An 11,730-nucleotide genomic window follows, 5' to 3' on the forward strand; every position below is an offset into this window, starting at 1 on the left:
TCAGAAGTCGCGTAGTCCCCATTATCTATTTAGGTGGCATTAATGAACAAATCCGCCCAGCCCTGGGTAGTCCCTTTCCAAGAACTCCGTATGACCGACGTGGATTCGGTCGGCGGCAAGAATTCTTCCCTTGGGGAAATGATTTCCCAGCTTGCCGCTGCTGGCGTGCGGGTGCCCGGGGGCTTTGCCACCACGGCTGCCGCGTTTCGGGCGTTTCTGGATTACGGCGGCCTGCGCGAGCGGATTAATCAGCGGCTCGATACCCTGGATGTCGAAGACGTTCGGGCCCTGGCCCAATGCGGCGAGGAAATCCGCCGCTGGGTGGTGGAGACCCCATTGCCCCCAGAGTTAGAAGCACAGATTAAGGACCATTACGCCAAGATGATTCAAGACAGCCCCGGCATTTCGGTGGCCGTCCGTTCTTCGGCCACCGCCGAAGATCTGCCGGATGCATCTTTTGCCGGCCAACAGGAAACATTTCTTAATGTGGTGGGCATTGACGACGTGCTCGATAAGATCAAGCACGTGTTTGCATCGCTTTACAACGACCGTGCCATTAGCTACCGCGTGCACAAGGGCTTTGCCCACGCCGATGTGGCCCTGTCGGCCGGTATTCAGCGCATGGTCCGCTCGGACTTGGGCGCGGCTGGCGTGATGTTCACCATGGACACCGAGTCTGGCTTTAACGATGTGGTCTTTATCACCAGCTCTTATGGTCTTGGTGAAACCGTGGTGCAGGGCGCGGTGAACCCTGATGAGTTTTATGTGCATAAGCCCATGCTCGCTGCGGGCAAGTCTGCGGTGATTCGCCGGCAGATTGGCAGCAAGCTGATCAAGATGACCTTTGCCACCGATGCGGAACGCAAGTCCACGGGCAAGGCGGTGAAGACAGTGGATGTGGCCGATGCCGATCGCCACCGTTATTCATTGACCAATGAGCAGGTGACCGAACTTGCCCGCTATGCACTGATTATCGAAAAGCATTACCAGCGCCCCATGGATATCGAGTGGGGCTTAGACGGCAATGACGGCAAGCTCTACATCTTGCAGGCCCGCCCCGAGACCGTGAAGTCGCAGCAGAAAAACGGCGACGCACAGCAGAAATTTAAGCTCAAGGCCACCGGCCATGTATTGGCTCAGGGCCGTGCCATTGGTCAGAAGGTTGGTGCCGGTGTTGTGCGTGTGATTGAAGATGCCCGTGAGATGGAACGTGTGCAGCCCGGTGATGTGCTGGTCACTGACATGACCGACCCCAACTGGGAACCGGTCATGAAGCGGGCATCAGCCATTGTGACCAATCGTGGCGGTCGTACCTGCCACGCGGCCATTATTGCCCGTGAGCTGGGTATTCCTGCAGTCGTGGGCTGTGGTGATGCGACCGACCATGTGAAAGACGGCCAGCAGGTCACGGTGTCTTGCGCGGAAGGCGATACCGGCAAGATCTACGAAGGATTATTGGAAACGGAAGTCACCACCGTGCACGTGGGCGAAATGCCCAAGGTGCCCGTGAAGATCATGATGAACGTGGGCAACCCGCAGTTGGCCTTTGAATTCCAGTCGATTCCCAATGCGGGGGTGGGCCTGGCCCGTTTGGAATTCATCATCAACAACAACATTGGCGTTCACCCCAAGGCGATTTTGGACTTCCCGAACGTTGATGCCGACTTGAAAAACGCAGTGGAAAAAGTGTCGCGTGGCCATGCATCGCCGCGTGATTTCTTTATCGACAAACTGGCTGAAGGCGTGGCCACGATTGCAGCGGCCTTCTGGCCAAAGCCGGTGATTGTTCGCCTGTCCGACTTCAAGTCCAATGAGTATCGCAAACTGATTGGTGGTTCACGTTACGAGCCCGAGGAAGAAAACCCAATGCTGGGCTTTCGCGGCGCCTCGCGTTATCTGGCCAAAGATTTCGAAGACTGCTTCGAGATGGAATGTATCGCCATGCGTCGTGTGCGTGAAGACATGGGCCTAACCAATGTGGAGCTCATGGTGCCCTTCGTGCGCACGGTTGCTGAGGCCAGGGGCGTGGAAGAGCTGCTCGCGAAATATGGTTTGAAGCGTGGCAGTGGCGCTGATAAAAATGGCCAAGGTGGCATGCGGCTGATCATGATGTGCGAGCTGCCGTCCAATGCATTGCTGGCTGATGCGTTCTTAAAGCACTTTGATGGTTTCTCGATCGGTTCAAACGATCTGACGCAGCTCACGCTGGGGCTTGATCGTGATTCTGGTCTGGTGGCCGACAAGTTTGACGAGCGTGACCCAGCAGTAAAGGCACTGCTTAAGATGGCGATTGATGCCTGCAACCGGGCTGGCAAATATGTCGGCATCTGTGGCCAGGGCCCATCGGATCACCCGGATCTGGCCCACTGGCTGATGGATATCGGGATTCAGTCGATCTCGCTGAATCCGGATACCGTGGTTGATACCTGGAATTCGCTCGCTAAATAGCGGTTCGTCTAGCGATTCGTCGGCGGTCGGCCTGTCATCGGGCCTACCCCGGCTCCAAGCGTTCGCCGGGTTCAGATCCCGATGCCTTCCGACCAGTGTTACCTGAGCGATTAATTCCTAGGCCGGTCGGGCTTTGGAAGCCCCTTCGTTACATCCAGTGCATGTGTTCTAGCCCCTCTGGCTAATTGAGGGCAGCGGCGGCGGCTCCGACAATTCCCAACTTACTGCTTGGGATTGCAATATGCATAAAATAGGTATACCTTGGTATGGCGATTGAATTCGATCCTGCCAAACCCGCTGAAAACTTGCGTAAACATGGGGTCGCATTTCCGGACGTAGAGGCAGCTTTTTATGACGACTATGCCCAGACGATCGAAGACCCGGATGCGGTGGGCGAACAACGATTTTTAACGCTCGCAATGGATAGCCTGAACCGCGTTTTGGTCATATGTTTTACTGAACGCGATGACAACATTCGGATCATTTCGGCGCGAAAAGCCAGCAATGCAGAAGCGAGAACCTACGATGAGAAAAGATTACGACTTCAGCAACGCTAAATCTGGCCCAGTGGTCAGCGGGGGAGGTAAAACCCGTCTAACCATCATGCTGGATAACGACGTCATTGCTGCATTTCGATCGCGTGCGGAAAAGTCTGGGAAGGGCTATCAAACCTTGATTAACGATGCGCTGCGTAGCGTCATTGATCCGAAGTCTGCACCGGTGACCGAGGCAACTGTTGAGCGGGTGGTTCTTCGGGCTATTCGGGCGGCAGCTCGGTCGGGCTAAAGGTTTCCTTCGCACACTGTGGTCGGAACGCATCGGGATCTGAACCCGGCGAACGCTTGGAGCCGGGGCAGGCCCGACGACAGGCCGACCTAGCTTACGTAACTAACGGACCATTTCCTGTCGGACGGGGCGACGGGCGATTAGCCCCGCTTCACGGAATCCCGAACCAGCCGTTGCTTTTCGCGCTGCCACTCTTTGTCTTTCTCAGTGGCCCGCTTGTCGTGCTGCTTTTTGCCCTTGGCCAGGCCGATCTCGATTTTGATGCGGCCACGCACGTAGTGCAGGTCAATGGGCACCAGGGTGTAGCCCGCCCGCTCCACCTTGCCGATCAGTTTACGGATCTCCTCAGCCTTAAGCAGCAGCTTGCGGGTTCGGGTGGGGTCGGGCAAGACATGGGTCGATGCGGTGGGCAGGGGCGAGATATGGCAGCCCAGCAAAAAGACTTCGCCATTACGCACCAAAACATAAGATTCCTTCAGATTGCTACGGCCGGCCCGGATGGCTTTGACCTCCCAACCCTCGAGCACGATCCCAGCCTCATAGCGTTCCTCTATGAAGAAGTCATGGAAAGCCTTCTTGTTTTGGATGATCGACATAAAATAGCGAAATGCCCGACGTTACGAAATCAGTTTTAGTGCCTTATTCGGCCCAGCAGATGTATGACCTGGTCTTTAAATGTGAAGACTACCCCGCTTTTCTGCCCTGGTGCGGGGGAGGGCGAATTCTAGAGCAAAACGGCAATACGCTGTCTGCCGAGCTCAAGATCGACTTCAAGGGGATTAAACAGTCGTTTAGCACCGAAAACGTGAACGACCCTGGCAAACGGATCGACATGAAGCTTAAAGACGGCCCCTTTAAGTCGCTCGAGGGCCACTGGGTCTTTACACCCTTGGCCGAAGACGCCTGCCGCGTGGATTTCAATCTGCAGTACCACTTCTCGAATGGGCTTTTGGAAAAAGTGGTGGGCCCGGTGTTTTCTTACATCACAGCGACCTTTGTGGATTCTTTTGTAAAGCGGGCCGAAGCGGTCTACGACAAGTAAGCCGTGGATCAGGGCCGAACGACCGTAAACATTCATGTCCAGGTCTGCGCCGCGTGGCCCGATAGGACCCTGCGCCAGGACATTCTTGTCCCATTGGGCAGTACACCTGCCGACATTCGCGACCATGCGGACCTGCTCCCGGAACTTAAGTCAGCCTGGCAGCGAGCCAGTGGCATCGGGGTCTTTGGGCTTGCCAAGCCGCTTGATGAGGCCTTAATCGACGGTGACCGCATTGAGCTCTGGCGGCCCCTGATCGCCGACCCAAAGGACGCCCGCCGGCAGCGGGCCAAGTTAAAGCTTGCCGAACTTAAAAAAGCCCGACTCGCAAAGCGCCAAAAGGCAGGGTCCGGGTCGGTATAATTCCGCTTTGGACCTTTGGAGCGCCCATGCGCCTGCTACAAAAAGCCCTGACCTTTGACGACGTCCTGCTGGTTCCGGACTATTCCCAGGTTCTTCCCCGCGACACGTCGCTGACCACCAAACTCACCCGCGATATTGCACTGAACCTGCCCGTGGTCTCTGCGGCCATGGACACGGTGACAGAAGGCCGCCTGGCCATCGCCTTAGCGGAAGAGGGTGGCATTGGCATCATCCACAAAAACCTAAGCCCAGAACTTCAGGCCAAAGAGGTCTTGAAAGTAAAACGCTTCGAGGCTGGTGTGGTGAAAGACCCGATCACGGTCCACCCAGAAATGTCGGTCCGCGAGCTTTTAGCCGTTTCATCGGAGCGCAAGATTTCTGGCCTGCCGGTCGTGAAAGACGGCAAGGTTGTGGGCATTGTGACCAATCGGGACCGTCGATTCGAGACACGGCTTGATCAGCCCGTCTCCAGCATCATGACGCCCAAAGAGCGGCTCGTTACCGTCAAAGAAGGGGCGAGTGTTGAAGAGGCCAAAGAACTCATGCATAAGCACCGCATCGAGCGTGTGCTGGTGGTCAACGATGCGTTTGAGCTTCGCGGGCTGATCACGGTAAAAGATATTTTCAAAGGTATTGAACACCCATTGGCCTGCCGTGATGCGCTTGGCAAGCTGCGTGTTGGCGCTGCCGTTGGCGTGGGCGAGGGCACAGAAGAGCGGGTCGATCTGCTGGCCAAAGCAGGGGTTGACGTCATCGTGGTGGATACGGCCCACGGCCACTCCAAGGGCGTGTTGGACCGAGTCCAATGGGTGAAAAAGCATTACCCCGATGTGCAGGTGATCGGCGGCAATATCGCCACTGGCGAGGCCGCCAAGGCGCTGCTCAAGCATGGCGCCGACGGGGTGAAAGTGGGGATTGGTCCTGGTTCCATCTGCACCACCCGAATTGTGGCGGGTGTGGGTGTGCCCCAGATCACGGCAATTGCCAATGTGGCTGCGGCGCTCAAGGGCACCGGTGTGCCGCTGATTGCGGATGGCGGCATTCGTTATTCCGGTGACCTTGCCAAGGCATTGGCGGCCGGCGCCCACACGGTCATGATGGGCGGCATGTTTGCGGGCACCGACGAGGCACCCGGTGAAATTATTCTCTTTCAGGGCCGCTCGTATAAAAGCTATCGCGGCATGGGTTCGGTGGGCGCAATGCAGGCAGGCTCTGCAGACCGTTACTTCCAAGAGGGCGACAATCCCAACCCGGATAAATTTGTGCCCGAAGGCATCGAGGGCCGTGTGCCCTACAAAGGCAGCGTGAAGGCAATTCTTTTCCAGTTGGCCGGTGGCGTGCGCTCTAGCCTGGGGTATTGTGGCTGCGGCTCGATTGCAGATTTTCATGAGCGGGCACAGTTTGTTGAAATCACAAGTGCCGGTATCCGCGAGTCGCACGTGCATGATGTGCAGATCACCAAAGAAGCGCCCAACTATCACGTCGACTGATGCATTCCAAAATTCTGATTCTTGACTTCGGCTCGCAAGTCACGCAGCTGATTGCGCGTCGTGTGCGTGAAGCCGGCGTGTTCTGCGAAATCTTCCCCTGTGATGTCTCTGATGATTTTGTGTTGAATTACGGCAAGGTGTCAGGCACGGTGTCAGACACCTTAAAGGGCATCATCTTGTCGGGCGGCCCCATGTCCGTGACCGAAGACGAAACACCGCGATCACCGAAAGCCGTGTTTGAGCGTGGCGTGCCGGTGCTGGGCATTTGCTATGGCATGCAGACCATGGCCGAACAGTTGGGCGGCAAAGTTGAAAGCGGAAAGGTTCGCGAATTTGGTTATGCCCAGGTGCGGGCCCGTGGCCACACTGATTTGCTGAAAGACATTGAAGACCATCGCACATCCGAGGGTTATGGCCTTTTGGATGTCTGGATGAGCCACGGCGACAAGGTGGTGGAGATGCCTGCCGGCTTTAAGCTGATGGCATCCACAGAGTCTTGCCCGATTGCTGGCATGGCCAACGAAGCCAAGAAGTTTTATGGTGTGCAGTTTCACCCTGAAGTTACTCACACCAAACAGGGCACCGCGATACTGAATCGCTTCGTGCTTGATATTTGTAAAGCGCAACCCGATTGGAACATGCCGAATTATGTAGAAGAGGCGGTTGCGGCGATTCGTAAACAGGTCGGCAGTGACCAAGTGATTCTGGGGCTGTCGGGCGGTGTGGATTCATCGGTTGCGGCGGCACTCATTCACAAAGCAATTGGCGATCAGTTAACTTGCGTGTTTGTGGACCATGGTCTGCTGCGTTGGCAAGAGGCCGAACAGGTGATGGATTTATTTGCCAAACACATGGGTGTGAAGGTGATCCACGTGAATGCCAAAGACCAGTTCATGGGGCACTTAAAGGGTGTGTCCGATCCCGAGCAGAAACGAAAGATCATTGGCCGCGAATTTGTGCATGTCTTTCAAGAAGAGTCCGCAAAGCTATCAAATGCAAAATGGCTGGCCCAGGGCACGATCTACCCCGATGTGATTGAGTCGGCCGGTGCGAAGACCAAAAAAGCCACCACGATTAAATCGCACCACAATGTCGGTGGTCTGCCAGACACGCTGAAACTGCAGTTGCTTGAGCCCCTGCGTGAACTCTTTAAAGATGAAGTGCGCAAGCTTGGCGTGGCGCTGGGGCTGCCGCCCGAGATGGTGTATCGGCACCCATTCCCAGGGCCGGGCCTTGGTGTGCGAATTCTTGGCGAGATTCACCCAGAATTCGTGCCGCTCTTGCAGCGCGCCGATGACATTTTTATTCGCACACTGCGTGACACCAAGACCACCGCACAAGATGTCGCTGCTGGCCTGTGTGATGCGGCCGATGTGGGCAAGAGCTGGTACGACTTAACCAGCCAGGCCTTTGCAGTGTTCTTGCCGGTGAAGTCGGTGGGCGTGATGGGCGATGGCCGCACCTATGAGTGGGTTGTGGCGCTGCGTGCTGTGGTGACCAGCGACTTCATGACAGCACACTGGGCCCATCTGCCGCATCAGCTGCTCTCGCATGTGTCGAACCGTATCATCAATGAAGTCCGCGGTATTAACCGCGTGGTCTACGATATTTCCGGAAAGCCGCCTGCCACGATTGAGTGGGAATAAACTCACTCAACCTAATTAAGCCGTCAGATCAAAGACCAAGACTTCCGCGTCTTCTCCGTCTGACAGTGCGACTTCACGCTCATCGGCCAACATGGCTGCATCGCCGGTGAGCAGTCGCTGGCCGTTCACTTTGAGAACACCGCTTACCAAGTGCACATAGGCCTTGCGTGCCGGGTTTAAGGGCAGCACGAATGACTCTGTTCCGTTGAACAGCCCAGCGTAAAGGGCGGCATCGGCATGAATGCGAACAGATCCATTGGCACCGTCGGGCGATGCGACCAGGCGCAGGGTGCCGCGCTTTTCGGTTTCAGAAAAGGCTTTCTGCTCGTAACTTGGCACAATTCCCCGCTGGTTTGGCTCGATCCAGATCTGGAGAAAATGGGTTGTGGCGTCGCTGGCGTGATTGAATTCGCTGTGGGTCACACCGCGCCCCGCGCTCATGCGCTGCACGTCTCCCGGCTGGATCGATGTGCCATTGCCCATGCTGTCTTGGTGGGCCAGCGCACCCGAGAGCACATAGCTGATGATCTCCATGTCGCGATGGCCATGGGTGCCAAAGCCCATGCCGGGCGCCACGCGGTCTTCATTGATCACGCGCAGGTTGCCCCAGCCCATGTGGGCGGGATCGTAATAATCGGCAAAAGAAAAGGAATGGTGGCTCTTGAGCCAGCCATGGTCGGCAAAGCCTCGGTCCTGGGATTTTCGAAGGGTCAGCATGCTCTGGTTCTCCTGTGTTGGGTCAGGCGTTGGGGGTAACGCCTTGGTATGAGCTGAACTTTAAGTGTCGGGAAGCGCCTTGGGTTCCAGGCGGTTTGATGTCATCATTCAAAAAAAATGAATGAATAGCCCTATGTCAAACCAATCCAAAGCCTCTACCCGGGATGTGCTCACCCCTGATGCGCTCGAGATGCTGCAGCGTATTGCCGAACAGGGCAGCTTTGCCGCGGCCGCCCGCGCCAGCGGCATTGTCCCCAGCGCGCTCACTTACCGGGTGCGGCAAATCGAAGATGCGCTGGATGTGCTGCTGTTTGATCGCAGTTCCCGCCAGGCACGCCTGACCGAGGCGGGATCGGAACTGATTCGCGAGGGCCAGCGGCTACTCAGCGAGATTGATGCGGTCGCTAATCGCGTCAAACGGGTTGCCACAGGCTGGGAGCCCCAGTTCACCCTTGCGGTGGATAGCATCGTCAACCAGACCACGGTCTTAGAACTCTGTGAAGCCTTTTTCGCGATGAATCCGCCAACGCGGCTACGCATTCGGGCCGAGACCCTGTCCGGCACGCTGGAAGCCCTGACCTCTGGCCTGGCGGATCTGTCGCTTGGGGTGGTGGCCGAACTCGGAGCCACGGCGGGGTTGCAAATGAAACCGCTGGGCACCCAACGCTTTGTCTTTGCCGTGGCGCCACACCACCCGCTGGCAAAGGGCTCTGAGCCGATCAGCGACCAAGAAATCAGCAGGCACCGCTTGGTCGCTGCTGCGGATTCGGTCCGGCAGGGCGGTGGTCTAAGTATCGGGCTGATTTCAGGGCAGGATGTCTTTACCGTGACCACCATGCAGGCCAAGCTTGCAGCACAACTGCGCGGCATGGGTTGTGGTTTTTTACCAGAGGGATTGGCGCGGCCCTATATCGACTCGGGTCGTTTGGTGGTCAAGCGGGTCGAGCGCACTGAACAAAACGTGCATGCCAGCTATGCCTGGCGCAGGATTCCCACCGCCTCGCGGGGGCGGGCACTGCAGTGGTGGCTAGACAGCCTGGAATCCGAGCCCACCCGGCGGGCGCTGATGAGCATGTAAACGGGGGGCAGGCCCCGGTATTGGCCCGCTTTCGGGTTGGAGAGGCCAGCACTATTCGAAAAATTTGAATGGTGACGTCAAAGCGTTACGTGCTTTGGGCCCGGTTTTGGTGGCGAAAATCTAACTTGTCTCTAGCTAAATCCCACGAATTGCAGTTCAACCCACTTTAAGGAGTTTTCCATGAGCCACATTAACGTTGCTGTCGTCGTTGGCAGCCTGCGCAAAGATTCTCTTAACGGCCAACTGGCCCGTGCCCTGGCCAAACTGGCCCCGGCTAATTTCAACTTCAAATACGTCGAAATCGGTGATCTGCCGCTCTACAACCAAGATGACGACAGCTCGCCCGCACCAGCCGTGTCGCGCTTGCGCGCCGACATCAAGGCAAGCGATGCCGTGATTTTCCTTACCCCTGAATACAACCGCTCGATCCCTGGTGTTTTGAAAAATGCCATCGATCATGCCTCGCGTCCTTGGGGTCAAAGCGTCTGGGGTGGAAAGCCGGCGGGCGTGATTGGTATCTCTGTCGGTGCGATGGGCACCGCCATGGCCCAACAGCATCTGCGCAACATCCTGGCCTTTCTCGACATGCCCACGATGGGCCAGCCAGAAGGCTTTATCCAGGCACGTGAAGGTTTGTTTGACGCGCAAGGCAACATTGGCGCAGACAGCAAAGCATTCCTGCAGGGTTGGATGGACAGCTTTGTGGCTTGGGTGGCCCGCCACACCAAATAAGCGCTTCAAAGTGCTTGACCAGGGCAGTGACGCTCCTGCGCTGCCCTGTCAACAAACAATCTCTCGGTCATGCAGCGAGGCCTGCGGGTTTAACGCCGCGGGGCCTGTTGCTACGGGGTATTCCCTAGGCAAAACGGCGAATTGGCAGAGAGATAATTCTTGTACGGGCTCTCTTACAAGAGCCGGGATTGCCGGTTCGGGTTCCTCCTGAACCGGTTTGTTTTGTTGACATGTCACTTAGGAGACCCAGATGGCTGACGCCACAAAAAAAACAAACGATGTAGCGGTTAACGCTTCCCCCAAACGCCGTAAATTCCTGGCCGGCGCTGGCGCCGCAGGTGCTGGTGCTCTGGCCTTCCCAATGATCGCCAAGTCTCAAGGCGTCATCAACTTCCGTTTCCAGTCGACCTGGCCTTCAAAAGACATCTTCCACGAGTATGCCCTTGACTTCGCCAAGAAGGTCAACGACATGACCGGCGGCGAGATGAAGATCGAAGTGCTGCCCGCTGGTGCAGTGGTCCCCGCTTTCGGCCTGCTCGATGCAGTGTCCAAGGGCACCCTGGATGGCGGCCACGGCGTGATGGTGTATCACTATGGTAAGAATTCGGCGCTCGCCCTGTGGGGTTCGGGCCCATCCTTCGGCATGGACGCCAACATGCTGCTGTCTTGGCACAAATACGGTGGTGGCGCAGCCCTGCTCGACGAACTCTATAAGAGCGTTGGCGCAGACGTTCGCTCCTATGTCTATGGCCCAATGCCCACCCAGCCCCTGGGCTGGTTCAAAAAGCCCATCACCAAGCTGGAAGACATGAAGGGCATGAAGTTCCGTACCGTCGGTATTTCCATCGACATGTTGACCAACATGGGCGTTTCTGTGAACGCACTGCCAGGCGGCGAGATCGTTCCCGCGATGGACCGTGGCCTGCTCGACGGCGCTGAGTTCAACAACGCCTCTTCGGACCGCCTGCTGGGCTTCCCCGACGTCTCCAAGGTCTGTATGCTGCAAAGCTTCCACCAGAACGCTGAGCAGTTCGAGATCCTGTTTAACGGTGCCAAGTACCGCGGCCTGCCCGCCAAGCTTCGCGCCCTGTTGGACAATGCCGTGGAGGCCGCTTCGGCCGACATGTCCTGGAAGGCTGTGGACCGCTACTCCAAAGACTATGAAGGCATGCAGAAAGAGCAAGGCGTTCGCTTCTTCAAAACGCCCGATGCCGTTCTGCGCGCCCAGTTGAGCGCCTATGAGCAAGTGGCCCAGAAGAAGTCTGCCGAGAACCCCATGTTCAAGAAGATCTTGGAATCTCAGCGTACCTTTGCGGCCCGTGCCGTGAAGTGGGATATGGACACCAACGCTCCCCGCCGGATGGCTTATGACTTCTATTTCCGCCAGGCTGCTGCCACTAAAGCAGCACCAGCCAAGAAGTCATAAAATAA

The 11,730-nt window shown here is 56.9% G+C and carries 12 protein-coding genes; 10 read left to right on the plus strand and 2 right to left on the minus strand.

The window, feature by feature from the left end:
- Window positions 1-42: 42 nt before the first annotated feature.
- The 3 genes from ppsA (at window position 43) to AOB54_05240 (ending at window position 3,234) form a co-directional block, all read left to right on the plus strand.
- On the plus strand, window positions 43-2,448 hold the full coding sequence (gene ppsA / locus AOB54_05230; protein WVN40920.1) for a phosphoenolpyruvate synthase: 2,406 nt from the start codon (window positions 43-45) through the stop codon (window positions 2,446-2,448).
- Window positions 2,449-2,714: 266 nt separating this feature from the next.
- Window positions 2,715-3,005: a BrnT family toxin gene (locus AOB54_05235; GenBank protein ID WVN40921.1), complete on the plus strand. Its 291-nt coding sequence runs from the start codon at window positions 2,715-2,717 to the stop codon at window positions 3,003-3,005.
- Window positions 2,974-3,234, plus strand: a complete 261-nt coding sequence (locus AOB54_05240) for a BrnA antitoxin family protein (protein WVN40922.1) — start codon at window positions 2,974-2,976, stop codon at window positions 3,232-3,234. Before AOB54_05235 ends, AOB54_05240 begins: the two co-directional genes overlap by 32 nt.
- Window positions 3,235-3,374: 140 nt before the next feature.
- Here the strand turns inward: AOB54_05240 and smpB are convergent, their stop codons facing one another.
- Window positions 3,375-3,830: an SsrA-binding protein SmpB gene (gene smpB, locus AOB54_05245; protein WVN40923.1), complete on the minus strand. Its 456-nt coding sequence runs from the start codon at window positions 3,828-3,830 to the stop codon at window positions 3,375-3,377.
- An 11-nt stretch (window positions 3,831-3,841) separates the two neighbouring features.
- Here smpB and AOB54_05250 point away from each other — a divergent pair, with 11 nt between their 5' ends.
- The 4 genes from AOB54_05250 to guaA are packed head-to-tail and all read left to right on the plus strand — an operon-like array spanning window position 3,842 to window position 7,772.
- On the plus strand, window positions 3,842-4,276 hold the full coding sequence (locus AOB54_05250; protein ID WVN40924.1) for a type II toxin-antitoxin system RatA family toxin: 435 nt from the start codon (window positions 3,842-3,844) through the stop codon (window positions 4,274-4,276).
- Window positions 4,277-4,279: 3 nt separating this feature from the next.
- Entirely contained in the window at window positions 4,280-4,636 is a 357-nt protein-coding gene (locus AOB54_05255) for an RnfH family protein (protein WVN40925.1), read from the plus strand.
- A 26-nt stretch (window positions 4,637-4,662) separates the two neighbouring features.
- Entirely contained in the window at window positions 4,663-6,126 is a 1,464-nt protein-coding gene (gene guaB, locus AOB54_05260; GenBank protein ID WVN40926.1) for an IMP dehydrogenase, read from the plus strand.
- Window positions 6,126-7,772 carry a glutamine-hydrolyzing GMP synthase gene (guaA, locus tag AOB54_05265; protein WVN40927.1) on the plus strand — a complete coding sequence of 549 codons (1,647 nt, stop codon included), beginning with the start codon at window positions 6,126-6,128 and terminating at the stop codon, window positions 7,770-7,772. Before guaB ends, guaA begins: the two co-directional genes overlap by 1 nt.
- 15 nt (window positions 7,773-7,787) lie before the next feature.
- Here guaA and AOB54_05270 read toward each other — a convergent pair whose 3' ends face one another.
- Entirely contained in the window at window positions 7,788-8,489 is a 702-nt protein-coding gene (locus AOB54_05270; protein WVN40928.1) for a pirin family protein, read from the minus strand.
- A 133-nt stretch (window positions 8,490-8,622) separates the two neighbouring features.
- On the opposite strand from AOB54_05270, the gene AOB54_05275 reads away from it, so the two are divergent.
- The 3 genes from AOB54_05275 (at window position 8,623) to AOB54_05285 (ending at window position 11,725) form a co-directional block, all read left to right on the plus strand.
- Complete coding sequence (locus AOB54_05275) at window positions 8,623-9,567, plus strand: LysR family transcriptional regulator (protein WVN40929.1); 945 nt, start codon at window positions 8,623-8,625, stop codon at window positions 9,565-9,567.
- Window positions 9,568-9,747: 180 nt separating this feature from the next.
- Window positions 9,748-10,299: an NAD(P)H-dependent oxidoreductase gene (locus tag AOB54_05280; protein ID WVN40930.1), complete on the plus strand. Its 552-nt coding sequence runs from the start codon at window positions 9,748-9,750 to the stop codon at window positions 10,297-10,299.
- A 250-nt stretch (window positions 10,300-10,549) separates the two neighbouring features.
- Window positions 10,550-11,725 (plus strand): C4-dicarboxylate ABC transporter, encoded by a 1,176-nt coding sequence (locus AOB54_05285; GenBank protein WVN40931.1) that lies wholly within the window; start codon window positions 10,550-10,552, stop codon window positions 11,723-11,725.
- Window positions 11,726-11,730 lie beyond the last annotated feature (5 nt).

Origin of the sequence: beta proteobacterium MWH-UniP1, assembly GCA_036362785.1 — a bacterium.
In the GTDB taxonomy this organism is placed as follows: domain Bacteria; phylum Pseudomonadota; class Gammaproteobacteria; order Burkholderiales; family Burkholderiaceae_A; genus Lacustribacter.